Consider the following 19,584-nt stretch of genomic DNA (forward strand, 5'->3'; position numbering starts at 1 on the left):
CCGCTCGGTTTGGATAATCCGACTTCGGCGGTTCCTGATTCCGCTATATGCTTTCTGGAATTGTGAGCTTGGGCTGGGGTCCTCGAGACAAAATTCAACTGTGAAATGTGTGGAGGGGAAATGTATACAGCGTATTATAATGGCGTACATGGACAGGAATATAAATTATCTGATTTTCTCTAACGAAGATAGAAAAAAGACCGGGCCGCACTTTGCCCGGTTTTTCTAAAATCCGGTTTAAGGGGTAGGAAAAATCACTGATTTCGATATTCACAAGGGAAATTAATGGCGTTTCCGGTTTCTTTCTCTAACGTTCGCCACTGTTCTGCGAATATGATACAATTTGCTGTAGTTTTTATATTATTAAAAAAGTGCGTTAACTCCAGCGAAACTGCCAAGTTTTCGTAAAGCATGGGTGATCGATATGGTTTTATTTGAACGGGCGCCGGCCAAAATTAATTTATCACTGGACGTCCTTGGGAAACGTGAGGATGGTTTTCATGAAGTTGAAATGATTATGACAACTGTAGATCTGGCTGACCGAATCGAGTTGTATACGCTTGAAAAGGACAGAGTGGAGGTTTGCACAGACAACCAGTATGTTCCCAGTGATGAACGGAACATAGCCTATAAAGCGGCCGCCCTTTTTAAACATAAATACCGATTGTATCAGGGTGTCCGCATCATTATTCAAAAAAACATCCCTGTTTCGGCAGGACTCGCTGGCGGGAGCAGTGATGCGGCTGCAGTGCTACGCGGCCTTAACCAGATGTGGTCGGTTGATGCATCTTTAGGTGAGTTGGTTGAACTTGGTGCGTCTCTTGGCTCTGATGTTCCTTTCTGTATCCATGGAAATACTGCAATTGGGTCGGGTCATGGGGAAAAAGTACGTGTACTACCCTCACCACCGTCTTGCTATGTAGTCCTGGCGAAACCAAATATTGGCATATCCACCCGGCATATTTTTCCAAAAGTAATCCCGGAGGCGGTTAATCACCCGCAGACAGAAGAGGTCATTCATTCGCTGGAGGAAAAAGATTTTGGAAAACTGTGCAGTCATATCGGTAATTCATTGGAAGATGTGACGTTTGCATTATATCCAGAAGTCAAGCGAATCAAGAATAAAATGCTTCAAACTGGGGTGGATGGAGCTGTTATGAGTGGCAGCGGTCCCACCGTTGTGGGTCTCGCGAGCCACTTCAGCAAAGCGAAGCGTGTTTATAACGGTTTAAGGGGGTTTTGCGATGACGTTCACATTGTGCAATTACTTGACCGACGCTAAACGCTTGATTAAAGACGTATATTAATGATATGTTTGGCTAAAACATTCGGATATTGAACTCGAGGTGGCTATATGAAACGAAGTGATCGATTAGTATCATTAATGAATTATTTTCTAGAAAATCCTAAAGAACATACGTCACTGCCGTCTTTCAGCGATAAATACAAAGCAGCCAAGTCATCAATCAGTGAAGATCTGTCGATTGTAGACCGTATCATGCAGGAAGAAGGAATCGGTTATTTACAAACCCTCTCCGGAGTTTCTGGGGGAGTCAGCTTTATACCTGATTTTTCCAGGGAAAACAGTAATCAATTTATTGATGAGCTTTGCCATACGTTGCAGGACAGCAGCCGTATACTCCCCGGCGGTTATTTATATATGAGCGATATTTTAGGTGACCCGAAGATGGTCAATCAGATTGGCCGTGTGTTAGCCTCAGCTTTTTCTCATCTGGAAATTGATGTCGTTGTGACAGTTGCTACAAAGGGCATCCCGCTTGCTTATGCAACAGCTTCGGTCCTGAATGTGCCTGTCGTTATTGTCAGACGTGACCCGAAAGTAACCGAGGGATCGTCTGTCAGCATTAACTATGTGTCGGGGTCATCCCGGAAAATCCAGACAATGGTGCTGCCGAAAAGGAGCTTACGTGATGGCGCCAATGTGTGTATCATCGATGACTTCATGAAAGCAGGCGGGACGATTAATGGAATGACAAGTTTGCTGGGAGAATTCAATGCAAAGGTGCAAGCAATCGGAGTACTGGCCGAAGCAGACGATGAGGAAGACGAGCGTGAGGTGGACAGTTTCACGTCCTTGGTTAAAATCAAAAATGTGAATATGAAGCAAAAGACCATTGAAGTTCGCCATGGAAATTTCGTCTGATTTGCGTTCAGCGCAGGCATTTTCCCTTTTTGAAAAAAGGCAATATTTTCTAAAATTTTTTTGCCAAATAGGCAGGAATTCTTATCATTTTGTTGAATAATGGTAATAAGTTCAAAAGGGAAAAGGTGGTGAAACATCATGGAAGTTACTGACGTTAGATTACGCCGCGTGAACACAGAGGGGAGAATGCGAGCAATTGCATCCATTACGATGGATGAGGAATTTGTGGTCCACGATATTCGTGTGATCGATGGCAACAATGGGCTATTTGTGGCTATGCCTTCCAAACGTACTCCTGATGGTGAATTCAGGGATATTGCCCATCCTATTAATTCTAATACTCGCGGTAAGATTCAGGATGCGGTATTAGAAGAATATCATCGTGCTGGAGAAGCATCGGAAAACTACGAGGAAGCCGGGGCATCCTAAATCTATCATAAACAGGAGGACTAATCTGCAGTGGGTTAGCCCTTCTTTTTTATTTCCCTTTTGCTCAATTGACATTCAGGGGGCCGTTGTATGAAGTTTCGCTTTATCTGTTGAAAATAACGCTTTTTTAAGATATATTCATAATGGATAAATGAAATGGAGGCTTCCTCATGGCAAAACCGAAACGCTATGCTGTGATTCTTGCTGCAGGAAAAGGGACCCGAATGAAGTCAAAGCTGTATAAAGTACTTCATCCGGTTATGGGTCGTCCGATGGTGCAGCACGTAATCGAACAATTAAATCCCATGAATCTTGATAAAATGATAACCATCGCAGGTCATGGTGCGGAGAAAGTGGCCGAACATATTGGTAACGAAAGCGAAATGGTTTTACAGGAAGATCAATTAGGAACGGGCCATGCTGTATTACAGGCAGAAAAATTACTAAAAAATGAAGATGGTACGACAATTGTAGTGTGTGGGGATACCCCGTTAATCACCAGCGAAACGTATCAGGCACTTTTTGATTATCATGAACAGCAAGGTGCCAAGGCCACGATCTTAACTGCAAAAGCCCCGAATCCTACAGGTTATGGCAGGGTTATACGCAATGATCGAAATGAAGTGGAACGGATCGTTGAACATAAAGATGCAAAAGATACAGAACTTCTGGTGGATGAAATCAATACAGGGACTTATTGTTTCGATAATAAAGAGCTTTTCGAAGCACTGCAGCATGTATCGAACGATAATGTACAAGGTGAGTATTATTTGCCAGATGTCATCGAAATCCTGCAAAGCCGGGATGAAAAGGTAAGTGCGTTTCAAACATCCGATTTTGAAGAAACGCTGGGCATCAATGACCGTGTAGCACTTGCTCATGCCGAAAAAACGCTTAAAAAGCGTATCAATGAAAAACATATGCGCAATGGTGTCACACTGATAGACCCGGATAACACATATATCAGTCCGGATGTTATTATTGAACAGGATGTTTTAATCCAGCCAGGCTCTATCATTAAAGGAAAAACGTCGATTAAAGCAGGTGCTGAAATTGGGCCGCATTCGGAAATTGATCATTGCTATGTCGGCGAAGGAGCTATTATCAAACAAAGTGTTGCCAAAAACAGCCATTTAGGCGACCGGGTGCAAATTGGCCCTTACTCGCATATACGGCCGGAAGCATCCATTGGTGATGAAGCGAAGATTGGAAACTTTGTTGAAGTTAAAAAGTCATCGTTAGGTGATAGAAGTAAAGTCTCTCACTTAAGCTATATCGGTGATGCTGAAGTTGGAAGCAATGTAAATATTGGCTGTGGGACGATTACGGTTAATTATGACGGGAAGAATAAATATATGACTACGGTTGAAGATGATGCATTTATCGGCTGTAATTCCAATTTGGTTGCACCGGTAACTATTGGAGAAGGTTCCTATGTTGCTGCAGGTTCCACAATCACGAAGGATGTTCCCGGTAATGCATTATCAATTGCCAGGGCAAGACAAGCAAACAAAGAAGGTTATGCATCACGGATCAGAAATCAAAAAAAGGAATAATGGAGGGCAAATTACATGGCATCTGGCTATAAAGATCCAATGTTGAAGGTGTTTTCACTCAACTCAAATCGAAAGCTTGCTCAGGATATTGCAGACCATATCGGGACAACATTGGGAGAGTGTACAGTATCCGCATTCAGTGACGGAGAAATTCAGATTAATATTGAGGAGAGCGTCCGCGGTCACGATGTGTATGTGATTCAATCGACTTCATCACCGGTTAATCAGCATATGATGGAACTGTTGATTATGATTGATGCTTTAAAGCGCGCCTCCGCCAAATCGATCAATATTGTCATGCCATATTACGGCTACGCAAGACAGGACCGAAAAGCACGTTCAAGAGAACCGATAACGTCTAAGCTTGTAGCCGATCTTCTGGAGACAGCCGGTGCCGACAGGGTGATCACTCTTGATCTGCATGCACCGCAAATCCAAGGGTTCTTCAATGTGCCAATTGATCACTTGCAGGGTGTGCCGCTGTTGGCTAATCATTTTGAGAAAATGGAATTTGAAGATATTATCGTTGTTTCACCAGACCATGGCGGTGTGACCCGGGCAAGAAAGATGGCGGATTATCTCAAAGCCCCAATCGGCATCATTGATAAACGCCGTCCGCGTCCGAATGTTTCAGAAGTGATGAATATCGTCGGCAATATTGAAGGCAAGACAGCCATTCTTATCGATGATATTATTGATACAGCAGGTACGATTACAGCAGCTGCTGATGCATTGGTTGAAAATGGTGCGAAAGAAGTTTATGCATGCTGTACGCATCCAGTTTTATCAGGACCTGCACTTCAGCGCATAAACGATTCTAAAATCAAGGAATTGGTTGTCACCAATTCGATTCCGCTCACCGACGATATGAAGAGCGACAAAGTTACGGAACTGTCTGTTGCACCATTGATTGGTGAAGCAATCACTCGGGTTCATGAACTTAAGTCGGTCAGTATTTTGTTCGACTAAGCCACAGGTATAGTCAATGGATTTTGTGTAAAGCGTTGAATTATGTTTTAATAGAAACGTTATTGAAAAAAGAATTTGCCATAAAAACCTGAGTAAAAACAGGTTTTGAAATAACGGAGGGTGATAAGGATGGCAGTAAAATTAAAAGCGGCTAAACGCGACAACTTGAAGAAATCTGCTACAAAGCAGATTAGATTGAACGGAGACGTCCCATCAGTTGTATATGGTAAGGATAAAGAGTCCAAGGCTATTTCCGTCAATAGCATTGAATTAGTTAAAACTGTACGTGACGAAGGAAGGAACGCTATCATCTCACTTGATGTAGAGGATGATAAGCCCGTTGATGTCATGCTTCACGAATATCAGACGGATCCAATGAAAGATGAGTTGATTCATGCCGATTTCTATATCGTCAATATGGAAGAGGAGATGGACGTATCAGTATCCTTGATATTGGATGGGGAGCCGGCCGGAGTGAAAGAAGGCGGTGTCCTGCAGCAACCGTTATATGAATTGCAGGTACGTGCTAAACCGGCGGACATTCCGGAAAGCATTAACGTTGATGTCAATCAGCTGACGATTGGTGATACTATAACGGTTGATGATCTTCCAAAAGCAGACCGCTATGAAATAACCGAAGAGCCGGATACGACAGTGGCTACTGTTGTGCCGCCGGACACTATGGATGATATCGAGGCAGAAGAGACAGACGAAGATGCAGAGCCTGAGTTGGTTGATGCTGAAGATGACCAAGATGAGGACAAAAATGAATAATATACTAACCAAGTAAATACGAACCCTCCTAGTCAGCAAATTATTAGGAGGGTTTTGTTTCATTCAGTCAACAAGCAATAAGCGTAAGAAAATATGTCAAAAGGAAGTAGCAAAATGAAATGTATCGTAGGTTTGGGCAATCCAGGAAAAAAATATGCTAAAACCCGCCACAATGTCGGATTCATGGTCATTGATGAGTTGGCCGGACGTTATAATTGGAAGTTGAAAAAAGATAAATTTAACGGCAAGTCCACTTTGGAATCAATTGATGGTCAGAAAGTCCTGCTGCTGCAGCCGCAGACTTTTATGAATCTTTCCGGTGAGTCGATCCGCCCGTTAATGAGCTTTTATCAAATGACGCCGGAAGATATTTTGGTTATTTTTGATGACCTTGATCTGCCGGCAGGGAAAATCCGTCTGCGTCAAAAAGGAGGACATGGCGGCCATAATGGCATTCGTTCGATAATCGACCATGTCGGTACAAAAGAATTCAACCGTTTGCGTATCGGCATCGGCAGACCGGATACTTCTATGCCTGTAGTGGATTACGTATTAAAACCATTTTCGAAAGCGCAGCAGGAACATGTCAGATCTAGTATCGTAAAAAGCGCTGATGCTTGTGAAGCATGGATGCAGAAACCGTTTGCCGAAGTTATGAATGACTTTAACAGTTGATGGGTTCACAAGTGTTTCGTTGATAACGATATAGTGATGCTATCGGCCTATTTGAGCTAGCATATAAGTATAAATTTGTGCTTTTCGGATAAACTTTAGGATACCTTTTGTTTATTCGAGGAGGTATGTTATGGCAATCGTCTATGAATGCAGACATTGCGGCCAGAGGATCGGCAAACTGGATCAGCAAATGGTCGATACATCAATGCTGGGACTGGATCAGTTATCATCTGAGGAAAAACGTGATATGATTAGTTATGAAGCAAATGGTGATATAAAAATAAAGTCCATATGTGAAAGTTGTGAAGAGTCCTTAGGAAGTATTCCGCAATATCATGAACTGGACTATTTCATACAATAATACAATATATTAAAGTAAAAAGGCTTTGGTTATTTGCTGATTGATGGTAATCAAGGCATTTTTGCACGTTAACAGGTGGGGGAAAATGAAGGGAATCCATGATTTTTTACAATCGCATGAAGATATATCGTCCGTTATAAATGGGATATCAGACGGGATGAAAGAACAACTGATTGCCGGTCTTTCGGGGGCTGCGCGGAGCCTTTTTGCGTCCATTGTCTATGAATCATTTCAAAAGCCGGTTTTACTTGTTACGCATCACCTTGCACAAGCGCAGCAAATGTATGATGATCTGACAGCATTCACAGGTGAGGAACATGTTCATTTATATCCTGTCAACGAACTGATTGCCTCGGAAATTGCCGTTGCAAGCCCTGAACTTAAAGCACAGCGCATCGAGGCATTAACTGAATGGTCACACAAACAATCGGGAATCCTGATTGCACCGGCAGCTGCGTTAAAACGGATACTGCCTCCGACAGATTATTGGGCCCGTTATCAGCTTTACTTTCAAACCGGCAAACAAATTGATCTGGATGCATATCTGTCATCACTCATTGACATGGGATATGAACGAGCTTCAATGGTTACCGCTCCGGGTGAATTCAGCGTGCGCGGCGGTATCATTGATGTTTATCCTGTTACGGAGACAAATCCTGTACGTATTGAACTGTTTGATGATGAGATTGATTCGATCCGTTTTTTTGATGCAGAGAGCCAACGCTCTTTGGATAAGCAGACAGCTGTCACAATCGGACCGGCCACGGAAATGCTGCTGACAGAAGAAGATAGACTGACAGCTGCACAACGTCTTGAGGCAGCATTAGCTGAGTCGCTGAAAAAAGTGAACTCCCAGGAAGCAAAGGAAACATTGGCTGAGACGATTGAAAGTGACATCGAACGTTTGAAGAACTTGGAACATTTTCAGGAAATGTACAAATACATCGGTTTCCTTTATAATAATCCGGCTAGTTTACTAGATTATTTGCCGTCTCATGGATTGCTCATCCTGGATGAAATGAGCAGAATTCAGGAAACCGTAACTAATCTTGATGCGGAAGAGGCTGAATGGTACAGCAGTCTGCTGGAAGCCAACAAGATGGTTCGAAACAGTCACTTCTCATATGACTGGAATTCAGTGTGGGATAAAATGGCACATCAACGCATTTATATGTCTGTATTCCTGCGTCATATTCCGAATACACAGCCGCAAAACATCGTTAATTTATCGACAAGGGCCATGCAGGAGTTTCATGGTCAGATGCACTTATTGAAAAATGAATTAAAACGTTGGGAGAAAGGTGACTATTCGGTCGTTATTTTGGCACCGAATGACGAGCGGGCTGAAAAGATACAATCCATATTCATGGATTATTCAATTGAAGCGAATGTAGCAAACCAGCTTGAGCTGCCTGTACAAAGACCTACGATAACGGTTGGTGAGATCAGCAACGGTATTGAATTCCCGATGCACAAACTTGTGCTGATCACCGAAAATGAACTTTTCAAAAAGAAGACCAAACGTCCGCGTAAAAAACAAAAAATTTCCAATGCAGAACGCATTAAAAACTATCAGGAATTAAAAGTGGGCGATTATGTTGTTCATGCGCATCATGGGATTGGCAAGTATCTGGGAATCGAAACACTGGAAATGAATGGATTGCACAAGGATTTTATGCTTATCAAGTATTCCGGCGATGATAAGTTGTATGTGCCGATTGATCAGATCGATCTGGTCCAGAAATATGTCGCTTCAGAAGGCAAAGAGCCGAAACTGTATAAACTGGGCGGCAGCGAATGGGCAAAAGTTAAACGAAAAGTACAGTCTAGTGTGGAAGATATTGCGGATGATCTTATCAAACTGTACGCTGAACGGGAATCCCGGAAAGGATATGCGTTCAGTGAGGAAACGGAATTACAGAATGAGTTTGAAGCCACATTTCCATATGAGGAAACAGAAGATCAGTTGCGTTGTATTGCTGAGATTAAAGCCGACATGGAAAAAGAACGCCCCATGGATCGTCTACTTTGCGGCGATGTCGGGTATGGCAAAACCGAGGTGGCCATCCGTGCTGCATTTAAGGCAGTGGCGGACGGGAAGCAAGTGGCCATTCTTGTTCCGACTACGATTCTGGCCCAACAGCATTTTGAAACGATCCAGGAAAGGTTCCAGAACCAGGCAGTTGAGATTGGCATGCTGAGCAGATTCCGAACGCGTAAACAGCAAAATGAAACAATCGAAGGGCTTCGTAAGGGAACGATCGATATAGTTATTGGGACTCACCGCTTATTATCAAAAGATGTGACCTATCATGACTTAGGTCTTTTAGTGGTGGATGAAGAACAGCGATTTGGTGTTAAGCATAAAGAAAAAATCAAACGACTGAAATCAAATGTCGATGTGTTGACATTGACTGCAACCCCAATTCCAAGAACATTGCACATGTCGATGCTCGGTGTCAGGGATTTGTCTGTTATTGAAACCCCGCCTGAAAACCGTTTCCCAATCCAGACATATGTAATGGAGTACAATCCTGTATTTGTAAGGGAGGCTGTTGAACGCGAAATGGCCCGCGGCGGTCAGGTGTTTTTTCTTCATAATCGGGTGGAAAATATCGATAAAGTAGCAAGAGACCTCGGCATGCTCGTCGGAGATGCACGAATAGCTGTCGCCCATGGTCAGATGAATGAAACTGAACTTGAGAATGTCGTTTTTGCGTTTCTGGAAGGTGAATATGATGTCCTTGTCAGTACAACCATCATTGAAACGGGTGTCGATATACCGAATGTCAACACATTAATCGTTAACCAGGCAGACCGTATGGGCCTCAGTCAACTTTATCAATTAAGGGGAAGAGTCGGCCGCTCCAATCGTGTGGCTTATGCCTATTTCACTTATCACAAAGATAAAGTGCTAAGTGAAGTGGCAGAAAAGCGCCTTGAGGCGATTAAAGAGTTCACTGAACTTGGATCAGGCTTTAAAATTGCTATGCGCGACTTGTCCATTAGAGGTGCAGGTAATCTGCTTGGTTCACAGCAGCACGGATTCATCGACTCTGTCGGGTTTGATATGTATTCACAAATGCTTAAAGATGCCATTGAAGCTCGCAAATCAGGAAAGGAACTCGATGAAATCGAGACACTGGAACCGGAGTTATCATTATCTCTCGAGGCCTATATACCGGATACGTATATTGACGATGAAAAGCAAAAGATTGATATGTATAAACAGTTTCAATCGATTACATCGTCTGAAGGTATGACAGATCTCCGCGATGAATTAATCGATCGTTTTGGTGATTACCCGGAAGAAGTAGCAAATCTGTTCGTTGTATCCTCGTTGAAAAGACAGGCAAAATATCAGCGAGTTGAATCAATCAGCGAGAAGCCGAAGAAAATTGAAGTGATTGTCAGTCAAAACCGTAGTCAGCAAGTTGACGGTTCAAAATTATTTACGCTGGCCAACCAGTTTGGGCGGGAAGTTCAACTTGGAACGGCAGGCAATAAGCTGAAGATTATGTATAAATGGCGTCAAGATACACAGCATCAGCGGTATGAAAGACTTGAGAACTTTATCAACCAGCTTTCTGATGTTGATAGAGAGGAATCTAATGCATAGGAACTGTAAAATAAAAAAAGCATAATCTCGCGTTCACAAGATGTATAGTTCTTTAAAGATGCTTCATACTAAACTCACAACTGGTGTTTTTTTCTCATGAAGGTAACGTTTGAAAACATGTGCACCAGGAACATTCATCATAGAAAGTGAGGGCTTCCTAACATGAAGGCAACAGGAATTGTACGCCGTATTGATGATTTAGGAAGGGTAGTCATCCCAAAGGAAATCAGAAGAACGTTGCGTATTCGCGAGGGAGATCCATTAGAAATATTTGTCGACCGGGAAGGTGAAGTTATTTTAAAGAAGTATTCCCCGATAAGCGAGTTGAGTTCTTTTGCAAACGAGTATGCAGAAGCATTGTTTGACTCGCTCAATTGTCCGGTTCTCATATGCGATCGTGATGAAGTTATTGCTGTGGCAGGCGAGTCTAAAAAGGAATACTTAAATAAGAGCATTGGCGCACAGCCGGACAAGACGATGGAGGATCGCACGATGGACTATGAAACGGAACCTGCGACAGTCGAGCTTATTAAGGGGCAGGAAGAACAGCTTGATTCGTATTGCATCAGTCCGATTATTGCCAGTGGCGATCCGATCGGATGCGTCATGTTGTTTTCAAAAGATGGCCAAAAACTGAGTGACGTCGAGAAAAAATCGGTCCAAACAGCTTCAAGTTTTTTGGCAAAGCAGATGGAATAACAATTGACCGCGTTTTCTTAAGTACCATACTCATTCAATCGGAAAAAGTGCCATTATTTTTTAAAAATGAGGCGCTTTTTTCTTATGTTATAATATAAGTCCAAATGTTTTATGGAAAGGCGTTTATGATGGATGAAAATGCGCATAACAAACTGGTAAAAGGTGCTCTTCTGCTAACATTGGCAGGTTTTCTCAGTAAACTGCTGAGTGCCGGATACCGGGTACCACTCCAGAACCTGACAGGGGATATGGGCTTTTATATTTATCAGCAAGTATACCCGTTTCTTGCTATTGCTATGATTGTGGCTTTATATGGTTTTCCTTCTGCTATATCAAAAATGGGAGCTGACTTTAAAGAACAAGGGAAAGGGGTTTCACTAAGATCTTTCTACCTCCCGGTGTTTCTGGTCATGCTGCTGATGATGGGAAGCATTTTTCTGTTTATGTTTTTCAATGCAGAGGAAATGGCTGTATGGGCAGGGGACATCGGACTGACAAGAACTTATGAACTGACAGCTTTTACCTTCTTACTGATTCCCTTTTCAGCCGTATTACGTGGTGTATTTCAAAACAGACAGTTTATGAAACCAACTGCGTATTCTCAAATAGGTGAACAACTGACGCGTGTTATTTTGATTGTTGCGGCTTCCATATGGGTTTATACACATCCGGAAGATTTATACACCATTGGACAGGCTGCTGTTATAGCTTCGATCATAGGTGCTTTGATGGGAATTGCTGTTCTTTTGACTTTCGTGTGTCGGCACAGATCATCGAAAAAACAGCAATTGGTGATCCCTTGGAAGTATTATGTAAAAACAGTGCTTGTTTTAGGTATCGCTGCAGCATTGAATCACATGGTTCTGATTATTATTCAATTCGCCGATACATTCACACTTATTCCAGGGTTACAGGAATTTGGGTTATCCAAACGTGAAGCAAAGGTTGCTAAGGGCGTATTTGATCGTGGTCAGCCGCTTATTCAGCTCGGAACGGTTCTGGGGTCATCATTTGCACTGGCACTAGTGCCCGCACTATCAGGGAAAAAAATTAATAGAAGCAGCCCCTTTGATGATTCTATCCGAAGCGCCTTGCATACCAGTTTTTATTTGGCGGTTGGAGCAACAGTTGGATTGGTGTTGATTTTCCCGGAAGCAAACGCACTCTTGTTTCAGAATGATGCTGGAACGGGAAGCTTGAGAATATTGGTTGTCGCCATTTTACTAAGTTCTGTCGGCATAACAGCAGCCTCCATCTTGCAGGGAATGGGATATATAAAGCGGACAGCAGGGTTTGTGCTGATTGCCTTTTTTTTGAAATGGACGGGCAATCAAGTGTTGGTACCGCTATTCGGAATAACCGGCAGTGCGGTGGCAACGGTGTTTGGATTAGCTGCTTTTGTTGTCATGATAATCATAGCATTAAAACGAAAGTTACCTGCACTTAATTTGCTAAACCATTTGAATTGGAGTGCGATTGTTATAGCTTTAACCGGAATGGCTGTTTTTTTAGCCGGGATGGACTATCTATTTGAACCGGTCGCATCCAGAGCCAGTTTATTATTCTATGTGCTATTCATTTCAACTGCCGGAGCGACCGTCTATCTGGTATTGCTGCTGCGGCTAGGGGTATTTACAAAAAAGGAATTGTCCATGTTTCCGTTTGCTGGAGTGTTGACACGAATACATAAAGAGAGGGATCTTTAATGCGTCATACAATTGAAATTATCGGGCTTGGTGCCGGCGACTTGGACCAATTGACACTCGGTATTTATAAGAAATTAGTAAGTCAGAATACATCGCTATATGTCCGTACGACCGATCACCCGGTGATCACACAATTAGCAGAGGAAGGCGTTACCTTTACATCTTTTGATCACATTTATGAAAAAACAGATCAGTTTGAAAGTGTGTATCGGCAGATTGCTGATACACTCCTGGAAAAAGCACGAAACACTTCCATCATTTATGCGGTGCCCGGTCACCCAATGCTTGCCGAAAAAACGGTACAGCTATTGTTGGATCAGGGTGATGTGTTGGTTGACATCATCGGCGGTCACAGTTATCTTGATGCGTTGTTCACGTCACTGAAAATTGATCCGATTGATGGTTTTCAATTTATTGATGGGACTGCATTTGAACGCAGTCAATTGAATTATCGCCACCATATTGTGTTCAGTCAAGTGTATGACCGCTTTGTCGCATCAAATATTAAACTGGAACTGCTTGAAGATCTGCCGCCAGATTATCCGGTAAAAATTGCTGAAGCAGTTGGCACCGGTCAGGAAAAAATAACCGATATTCATTTGGAAGAACTGGATCATGTTATTCCCAACGTGAACAATCTTATGTCCGTATATGTTCCTGCAGTGCCGGATGGGATGCTCCATCACACATTCATACGTCTGCGCGAAGTTATTGCTGCATTAAGATCCCCTGATGGCTGCCCATGGGACCGGGTGCAGACGCATGAAACACTGCGGGAATATGCCATTGAAGAGGCTTTTGAATTAATTGAGGCAATTGATGAACAGGATGACGACGGTATTGTTGAAGAATTGGGTGACGTGCTGCTGCAGGTGGTGCTCCATAGTCAGATCGGGGAAGATAACGGCTACTTCACCATTGATGATGTCATTCGTTCAATTACGGATAAGATGATCCATCGGCACCCGCATGTATTTAAAGGTCAATCGGCTGATACCATTGATGACGTTCACAATACGTGGGATGTACTGAAGCAGGAGGAAAAAGGTAATAAGCGAGCATCGCTGTTGGACGGTATACCAATAGGATTGCCGGGATTAGCCAAGGCATTTAAACTGCAGGAAAAAGCAGCAAAAGTCGGATTTGGCTGGGATAATCCCCAGGATATATGGAAAAAACTTGAGGAAGAATTAGATGAAGTGAAGGAGACTCTCCACACATACGGTCAGCAGGAATTAGAAAGCGAACTTGGCGATGTATTGTTTGTGTTAGCCAATATATCACGGTATTATAAAGTAAATCCGGAAATCGCACTAAATCAGACGAACCGGAAGTTCATGTCCCGTTTTTCGTATATTGAAAAACAATTGGAAGCAGAAGGGAAAAGCATCAGGGAGACACCCTTGAAAGAACTGAATTATTATTGGAATCAGGCAAAAGGAAAAGAGTGATAGAGTTGCGACTTGATAAATTTTTAAAAGTATCCAGACTGATTAAACGCCGGACATTGGCAAAAGAAATTGCCGGTCAGGGACGCATTACCGTTAATGGCAATCCTGCCAAGGCGTCAACGGTTTTGTCGGTCGGTGACGAAATGGTGATCAGATACGGCCAGAAAATAGTAACACTTCAAGTGACGTCATTAAAAGAAGCTGCGAAAAAAGAAGAAGCTGACAACTTATATAAAGTGGTCAGTGAGGAGGAATTGAATTAGGGAAGTTCTATACTTGTCCTTCTTATCATACAGTGGTAGTGATAAGGAGGGTGAAGTGTATGAATTATTATGAACAGCAACCCGTTAATCGGACGGTGCAGGAGCATACTGTAACAGTTAATAACCGAAAAGATTTGGAGATAACCGGCGTAAAGGAAGTCGATAGTTTCGACAACGAGGAATTCCTGCTGGAAACGGTCATGGGCTATTTGATTATCCGTGGGCAAAATCTGCAACTGAAAAACCTTGATGTGAGTGACGGACTTGTCACCATTAAGGGCAAAGTGTACGAGCTTTCCTATGTTGATGAACATCACCAGGAGAAAGCTAAAGGATTCTTTAGCAAGCTATTCAAATGACGCTCGAAGTCCAGTTTATGACGATGCTTTCTATGATAGCCGGGGGGTTTTATCTGGGAATTGCGTGCGATACCTTCCGACGTCTGTCTATCAGTTGGAATCGTCGTGTATTTTTAAAATACTTTATGGAAATCAGTTTTTGGCTGACACAGACGCTGCTGTTATACTACGTTTTATTCCAAGTGAATAGTGGAGAATTGCGCTTCTATGTGTTTGCAGCTGTTCTGCTGGGTTTTGCCATATACCAGGCTCTAGTTGCTAAAACATATAAGACGGTTCTTGAGCATTTGATTAGAATCATGACGCAAGTTTATCAATTCGTGGAGAAGATGGTCAGAGTCATTATAATTGCGCCGGTTAAATTTATCTTTCAATCGACGCTGACGGTTATTATAGTCACATTAAAAATACTGCTGACGGTGTTACGGTACTCCCTAAACGTTGTTTGGTCCCCGATATTCTGGCTCTTCCGGGCGATATATAAAATGTTTCCTCAATCAATCCAAAAAAAGTTACACAAAATAGCAGGGTTTTATAGTACAATAGAGAATACAATTAAGAAATGGTTTCATAATCTCATCACTAAGAGGAGGTAGATGCCTGTGCCTTTAAAGGAAAAAAACGTGACACGACTAGATTCGAATTATATGCAGCAGTATGATGCCTACATAGAAAGACAGAAACGAAAGAAACAACGTCTTAGGCGCCGCCTGGTTTTATTTTTAATCGTAGTGGTCATCGCTTTTGGCAGTCTGGCTTCTTATCATTTTAATCAGCGGGCACTTCAAGCGGAGAAAAAAGAGCAGTATGAACAACTCCAGAGCGAGATGACCGCTCTTGAAAAGAAGGAAAATAATCTGAAGGAAGAAATTAACTTGCTGAACGATGAGGAATATGTACTGGATATTGCACGGACCAACTACTTTTTCTCAAAAAAAGGCGAATTAATTTTTAATATTCCTGATGAAAAACCCTCTTATTGACACGCTTTTGCAATACTGGCTATAATATATAAGAAGTATATTTTTTTAAAACTTTAAGGAGGAGCACTTTCTTTATGTCAATCGAAGTAGGCAGCAAGCTGCAGGGAAAGGTGACCGGTATCACTAATTTTGGAGCCTTTGTAGAAATTGAGGAAGGAAAAACAGGCCTTGTCCATATTAGTGAGGTTGCCGACAACTATGTGAAAGACATTAATGATCATCTGAGCGTGGGTGACGAGGTAACGGTCAAGGTGCTTAATGTCGAAAAGGATGGTAAGATTGGACTTTCCATCAAAAAAGCTAAGGAGAGACCGCCACGTCAGCGGAGTCGTCAACGGACGGAATCCTTTGAATCGAAAATGAATAAATTTCTTAAGGATTCGGATGAGCGCTTAGCCTCTTTGAAAAAGCACACGGAATCCAAACGCGGAGGTCGAGGTGCTAAAAGGGGATAGCTGTTTGCTGTCTATGAAAAATTGATGATAAAGCAAAACTTCAATCAGTGGTGACTGTTCCCCCACTGGATGCCGGTTGACGGAATTGATCATCAAGATTAATCAAGGGTCATAATGTGCAAGTTACTGACCGTTACATGCGGGATAAATTCTCGATAAATACAAAGGCAGGTGCTGCATACACAATTGCGGCACCTGCTTTTTCGTGAGATCAGAAAGTATATCATTTTTATTTTGTAATAGCGGCGGAGGGGATCGAACCCACGACCTTACGGGTATGAACCGTACGCTCTCGCCAGCTGAGCTACGCCGCCAAATTCAGTCACAAAAAATATAATACAACAGCAACACCTATGTGTCAACAGAAATTTTAACATCGAAACGGAAGCCTGCATGGAAATTGGCCTGCTTATTGACTTTTATACCGTCTGCTTCTGCCTTAGTAAAGGACTTCAGGAAAATAATGACAAAAAGGTGACACCACTAAACAGAATACGGAATCTGTTGTAGAAAATAGCTTGTCCATTTAGAAACCAGTCGAACGATTTTTTGAAACCGCTCTGTTGTTTTGACAAAAAAAGAATGCATAATGTGATTTAATGTTTGGCAAGAGGGAGTGGTATTCTATGATGAATTCGATTTCACGGGCGGAAACCAAAGCATTTGGTGTTAACCAAGGGCTGCCGGAAAAACTACGCTTCAGATTGTCCGTACAATTGAAAACGTTGCTGTTGGAGAAAGGATGGCTATTTTTTCTTGTCGGTTTTTTGCTTGGACGAGCTGTCATTCTATCCGTAGTTTCTCCGTTTGCGGTTGCTTTTTTAGCCGGTATCTGGCTTATACATAGGAGAAAAGCCGCAAAGGTGATGATCGCTGTATTTGCAGGAGCATTCAGTTATTCTGTCACGCATGGACTATTTATTACTCTGGCGATGACTTTGTTTATTTTTATGGCGGGAATTTTTAAGAATGTCAGCAGACAACAAGTATTGATACCTATTTTTGTTTTCTTTTCAACGTTAGCTCCGCGATTGTTTATTTATTCGATTTGGGGACAGCTGTCGTCTTATGAATGGATGCTGCTATTGGTAGAAGGTGTGCTGGGGACCGTCCTGGTATTAATCTTTATGCAGAGTATTCCATTATTATCACCACAACGTTTTAAACCCACATTAAAAAATGAGGAGATTGTTTGTCTGATTATACTCCTAGCGTCGATTCTTACAGGAACAATTGGCTGGGAAGTCTATAATGCCTCGATTGAACAAATTTTCTCCCGGTATTTTGTACTGCTACTCTCGTTTGTCGGGGGCGCCGCCATGGGGTCTACTGTTGGCGTTGTGGCAGGGCTTATATTGTCACTGGCCAATGTTGCTAACCTTTATCAGATGAGTTTGCTGGCTTTTTCAGGACTGCTTGGCGGTCTTCTCAAGGAGGGGAATAAAGTTGGTGTCAGTATCGGGTTGTTGGTCGGGACGTTTCTGATTGCAATTTATGCTAATGTGGCAGGGGTTATCCCATCACTTACGGAAACATCGGTCGCCATTGCTTTGTTTCTGATTACACCTCCGGGATGGATAAAAAAACTGTCCCGTTATATTCCAGGGACAGAGGAACACTCTAATGAACAGGAGCAATACTTGCAGAAAGTGCGCAATGTAACAGCTAAACGTGTTGAACAATTTTCCGATGTTTTTGAAGCATTGTCTAAGAGTTTTTCATCAGTGGAGGAAATGAATGAAGACAGCGTGAATGACAAACGCGAGACAGATTACTTTCTAAGCCAGGTGACCGAAAAAACCTGCCAGACCTGTTTTATGAAAGAACGATGCTGGGAACAGCAGTTTGACAAAACCTATTCATTAATGGAGAACTTAAAGAGTGATCTGGCAAACGGAAAAGAACCGAATTACAAATCGGTTCGTGATTTTGAAAACCATTGTGTCAAAAACAAGAAAGTGATGGATACGATGAAAGATGAAATTTCAATTTTTGAAGCGAATAAGAAGTTGAAGAAACAAGTATTGGATAGCAAACGTTTTGTTGCAGACCAGCTGCAGGGTGTTTCTGAAGTGATGGATGATTTTGCAAATGAGATCTTGAAAGAACGGGAGCATCACGAGAAACAGGAAATGGAAATCATCGATACGTTGTCGAATATGGGCATTGCGCTGGAAAAGCTTGATATCTACCGGCTGGAAAAAGGAAATATCGATTTAGAAATGACGCTGTCCTTTTATGATTATCACGGTGAAGGGTCAAAACTGATTGCGCCGGTCTTATCCGATATTCTCAATGAAATGATTATCGTGAAAAAGGAAGACGTGTCGCCATTTCCTAACGGATATTGCCAGCTTGTATTCGGTTCAGCAAAAGAATATGTCGTTGATACAGGGGTTGCCAATGCAGCAAAAGGAGGTGGACTTGTATCAGGTGACAGTTTTCGTACGATTGAACTGGGAGAAGGTAAATATGCCATGGCCATCAGTGATGGAATGGGTAATGGGAGTCGCGCCAACGAGGAAAGTGAAGAAACACTACGGCTTTTGCAGCAGATTTTGCAGACAGGGATACCGGAGAGTGTTGCGATCAAGTCAATCAATTCCATCCTGTCATTAAGAACAACCGATGAGATGTATGCGACACTTGATCTTGCTGTTATTAATTTACACAACGCGTCCGTTAAATTCCTGAAAATCGGATCCACCCCAAGTCTGATTAAACGGGGAGATGAAATCATAAAGGTCGAGGCAAGTAATCTGCCGATGGGAATCATTCAGGAATTTGATGTGGACATCGTCGGTGAGCAATTGAGATCAGAAGATATTTTAATCATGATGAGCGATGGTATCCTGGACGGGCCTAAGCATATTGAAAATATTGATATGTGGCTAAAACGCAAAATCCGAAATATGCAGACAGACGACCCGCAGGAAATGGCCGACTTAATATTGGAAGAAGTTATTCGTACAAGGGGTGGTGCGATTGAGGATGACATGACAGTAGTTGTTGCTAAGGTGACGAAAAACGCGCCGCAATGGACATCGATTCCCATTTATAAAGACCAGGCACAGTAAATGAACCGATCCTTTTGTATAGCCGTCAACTCCCACGTATATCG

18 protein-coding genes and 1 tRNA gene are annotated in these 19,584 nt (G+C 42.5%); 18 read left to right on the plus strand and 1 reads right to left on the minus strand.

Going from position 1 to position 19,584, the window contains the following annotated elements; all coding sequences use genetic code 11:
* Positions 1 to 424: 424 nt before the first annotated feature.
* The 17 genes from ispE (at position 425) to IEW67_RS12310 (ending at position 16,463) form a co-directional block, all read left to right on the plus strand.
* Positions 425 to 1,282, plus strand: a complete 858-nt coding sequence (gene ispE, locus IEW67_RS12230) for a 4-(cytidine 5'-diphospho)-2-C-methyl-D-erythritol kinase (RefSeq protein ID WP_188633363.1) — start codon at positions 425 to 427, stop codon at positions 1,280 to 1,282.
* A gap of 72 nt (positions 1,283 to 1,354) precedes the next feature.
* Entirely contained in the window at positions 1,355 to 2,164 is an 810-nt protein-coding gene (gene purR / locus IEW67_RS12235) for a pur operon repressor (RefSeq protein ID WP_188633364.1), read from the plus strand.
* Between the two features lie 138 nt (positions 2,165 to 2,302).
* Positions 2,303 to 2,593 carry a septation regulator SpoVG gene (gene spoVG, locus IEW67_RS12240; protein ID WP_188633365.1) on the plus strand — a complete coding sequence of 97 codons (291 nt, stop codon included), beginning with the start codon at positions 2,303 to 2,305 and terminating at the stop codon, positions 2,591 to 2,593.
* A gap of 170 nt (positions 2,594 to 2,763) precedes the next feature.
* Positions 2,764 to 4,149, plus strand: coding sequence for a bifunctional UDP-N-acetylglucosamine diphosphorylase/glucosamine-1-phosphate N-acetyltransferase GlmU (gene glmU / locus IEW67_RS12245; protein ID WP_188633366.1), 1,386 nt, complete (start codon positions 2,764 to 2,766; stop codon positions 4,147 to 4,149).
* 15 nt (positions 4,150 to 4,164) lie between these two features.
* Complete coding sequence (locus IEW67_RS12250) at positions 4,165 to 5,118, plus strand: ribose-phosphate diphosphokinase (RefSeq protein ID WP_188633367.1); 954 nt, start codon at positions 4,165 to 4,167, stop codon at positions 5,116 to 5,118.
* 129 nt (positions 5,119 to 5,247) lie between these two features.
* On the plus strand, positions 5,248 to 5,892 hold the full coding sequence (locus IEW67_RS12255; protein WP_188633368.1) for a 50S ribosomal protein L25/general stress protein Ctc: 645 nt from the start codon (positions 5,248 to 5,250) through the stop codon (positions 5,890 to 5,892).
* Positions 5,893 to 6,006: 114 nt separating this feature from the next.
* The gene (pth, locus tag IEW67_RS12260; RefSeq protein WP_188633369.1) at positions 6,007 to 6,567 is read left to right on the plus strand and encodes an aminoacyl-tRNA hydrolase; all 561 of its coding nucleotides are present in this window, start codon (positions 6,007 to 6,009) and stop codon (positions 6,565 to 6,567) included.
* Between the two features lie 130 nt (positions 6,568 to 6,697).
* Positions 6,698 to 6,928 (plus strand): anti-sigma-F factor Fin, encoded by a 231-nt coding sequence (gene fin, locus IEW67_RS12265; RefSeq protein ID WP_188633370.1) that lies wholly within the window; start codon positions 6,698 to 6,700, stop codon positions 6,926 to 6,928.
* An 85-nt stretch (positions 6,929 to 7,013) separates the two neighbouring features.
* The gene (gene mfd / locus IEW67_RS12270; RefSeq protein WP_188633371.1) at positions 7,014 to 10,547 is read left to right on the plus strand and encodes a transcription-repair coupling factor; all 3,534 of its coding nucleotides are present in this window, start codon (positions 7,014 to 7,016) and stop codon (positions 10,545 to 10,547) included.
* A gap of 162 nt (positions 10,548 to 10,709) precedes the next feature.
* Positions 10,710 to 11,246 carry a stage V sporulation protein T gene (gene spoVT / locus IEW67_RS12275; RefSeq protein ID WP_188633372.1) on the plus strand — a complete coding sequence of 179 codons (537 nt, stop codon included), beginning with the start codon at positions 10,710 to 10,712 and terminating at the stop codon, positions 11,244 to 11,246.
* 125 nt (positions 11,247 to 11,371) lie between these two features.
* Positions 11,372 to 12,952, plus strand: coding sequence for a putative polysaccharide biosynthesis protein (locus IEW67_RS12280; protein ID WP_188633373.1), 1,581 nt, complete (start codon positions 11,372 to 11,374; stop codon positions 12,950 to 12,952).
* Positions 12,952 to 14,403: a bifunctional methyltransferase/pyrophosphohydrolase YabN gene (yabN, locus tag IEW67_RS12285; protein WP_188633374.1), complete on the plus strand. Its 1,452-nt coding sequence runs from the start codon at positions 12,952 to 12,954 to the stop codon at positions 14,401 to 14,403. The genes IEW67_RS12280 and yabN overlap by 1 nt, the downstream gene beginning before the upstream one ends.
* A gap of 5 nt (positions 14,404 to 14,408) precedes the next feature.
* Entirely contained in the window at positions 14,409 to 14,666 is a 258-nt protein-coding gene (locus IEW67_RS12290; RefSeq protein ID WP_188633375.1) for an RNA-binding S4 domain-containing protein, read from the plus strand.
* Positions 14,667 to 14,725: 59 nt separating this feature from the next.
* Positions 14,726 to 15,025 carry a sporulation protein YabP gene (gene yabP / locus IEW67_RS12295; protein WP_188633376.1) on the plus strand — a complete coding sequence of 100 codons (300 nt, stop codon included), beginning with the start codon at positions 14,726 to 14,728 and terminating at the stop codon, positions 15,023 to 15,025.
* Entirely contained in the window at positions 15,022 to 15,621 is a 600-nt protein-coding gene (gene yabQ / locus IEW67_RS12300; RefSeq protein WP_188633377.1) for a spore cortex biosynthesis protein YabQ, read from the plus strand. Before yabP ends, yabQ begins: the two co-directional genes overlap by 4 nt.
* Positions 15,622 to 16,008 (plus strand): FtsB family cell division protein, encoded by a 387-nt coding sequence (locus IEW67_RS12305; RefSeq protein ID WP_373288534.1) that lies wholly within the window; start codon positions 15,622 to 15,624, stop codon positions 16,006 to 16,008.
* Between the two features lie 74 nt (positions 16,009 to 16,082).
* On the plus strand, positions 16,083 to 16,463 hold the full coding sequence (locus tag IEW67_RS12310; protein WP_188633379.1) for a S1 domain-containing RNA-binding protein: 381 nt from the start codon (positions 16,083 to 16,085) through the stop codon (positions 16,461 to 16,463).
* Positions 16,464 to 16,703: 240 nt separating this feature from the next.
* Here the strand turns inward: IEW67_RS12310 and IEW67_RS12315 are convergent.
* A tRNA-Met gene (locus IEW67_RS12315) sits at positions 16,704 to 16,777 on the minus strand.
* 312 nt (positions 16,778 to 17,089) lie between these two features.
* Between IEW67_RS12315 and spoIIE the strand changes: the two genes are divergently transcribed.
* Positions 17,090 to 19,540, plus strand: coding sequence for a stage II sporulation protein E (spoIIE, locus tag IEW67_RS12320; protein ID WP_188633380.1), 2,451 nt, complete (start codon positions 17,090 to 17,092; stop codon positions 19,538 to 19,540).
* Positions 19,541 to 19,584 lie beyond the last annotated feature (44 nt).

Source organism: Lentibacillus kapialis, assembly GCF_014646635.1.
Taxonomy (GTDB): domain Bacteria; phylum Bacillota; class Bacilli; order Bacillales; family Amphibacillaceae; genus Lentibacillus; species Lentibacillus kapialis.

What these genes read in the sequence shown, in the direction of transcription:
- ispE (WP_188633363.1), top strand. Translation starts at nt 425, where the DNA reads ATGGTTTTATTTGAACGGGCGCCGGCCAAAATTAATTTATCACTGGAC.
- purR (WP_188633364.1), top strand. Translation starts at nt 1,355, where the DNA reads ATGAAACGAAGTGATCGATTAGTATCATTAATGAATTATTTTCTAGAA.
- spoVG (WP_188633365.1), top strand. Translation starts at nt 2,303, where the DNA reads ATGGAAGTTACTGACGTTAGATTACGCCGCGTGAACACAGAGGGGAGA.
- glmU (WP_188633366.1), top strand. Translation starts at nt 2,764, where the DNA reads ATGGCAAAACCGAAACGCTATGCTGTGATTCTTGCTGCAGGAAAAGGG.
- IEW67_RS12250 (WP_188633367.1), top strand. Translation starts at nt 4,165, where the DNA reads ATGGCATCTGGCTATAAAGATCCAATGTTGAAGGTGTTTTCACTCAAC.
- IEW67_RS12255 (WP_188633368.1), top strand. Translation starts at nt 5,248, where the DNA reads ATGGCAGTAAAATTAAAAGCGGCTAAACGCGACAACTTGAAGAAATCT.
- pth (WP_188633369.1), top strand. Translation starts at nt 6,007, where the DNA reads ATGAAATGTATCGTAGGTTTGGGCAATCCAGGAAAAAAATATGCTAAA.
- fin (WP_188633370.1), top strand. Translation starts at nt 6,698, where the DNA reads ATGGCAATCGTCTATGAATGCAGACATTGCGGCCAGAGGATCGGCAAA.
- mfd (WP_188633371.1), top strand. Translation starts at nt 7,014, where the DNA reads ATGAAGGGAATCCATGATTTTTTACAATCGCATGAAGATATATCGTCC.
- spoVT (WP_188633372.1), top strand. Translation starts at nt 10,710, where the DNA reads ATGAAGGCAACAGGAATTGTACGCCGTATTGATGATTTAGGAAGGGTA.
- IEW67_RS12280 (WP_188633373.1), top strand. Translation starts at nt 11,372, where the DNA reads ATGATGGATGAAAATGCGCATAACAAACTGGTAAAAGGTGCTCTTCTG.
- yabN (WP_188633374.1), top strand. Translation starts at nt 12,952, where the DNA reads ATGCGTCATACAATTGAAATTATCGGGCTTGGTGCCGGCGACTTGGAC.
- yabP (WP_188633376.1), top strand. Translation starts at nt 14,726, where the DNA reads ATGAATTATTATGAACAGCAACCCGTTAATCGGACGGTGCAGGAGCAT.
- yabQ (WP_188633377.1), top strand. Translation starts at nt 15,022, where the DNA reads ATGACGCTCGAAGTCCAGTTTATGACGATGCTTTCTATGATAGCCGGG.
- IEW67_RS12305 (WP_373288534.1), top strand. Translation starts at nt 15,622, where the DNA reads ATGCCTGTGCCTTTAAAGGAAAAAAACGTGACACGACTAGATTCGAAT.
- IEW67_RS12310 (WP_188633379.1), top strand. Translation starts at nt 16,083, where the DNA reads ATGTCAATCGAAGTAGGCAGCAAGCTGCAGGGAAAGGTGACCGGTATC.
- spoIIE (WP_188633380.1), top strand. Translation starts at nt 17,090, where the DNA reads ATGATGAATTCGATTTCACGGGCGGAAACCAAAGCATTTGGTGTTAAC.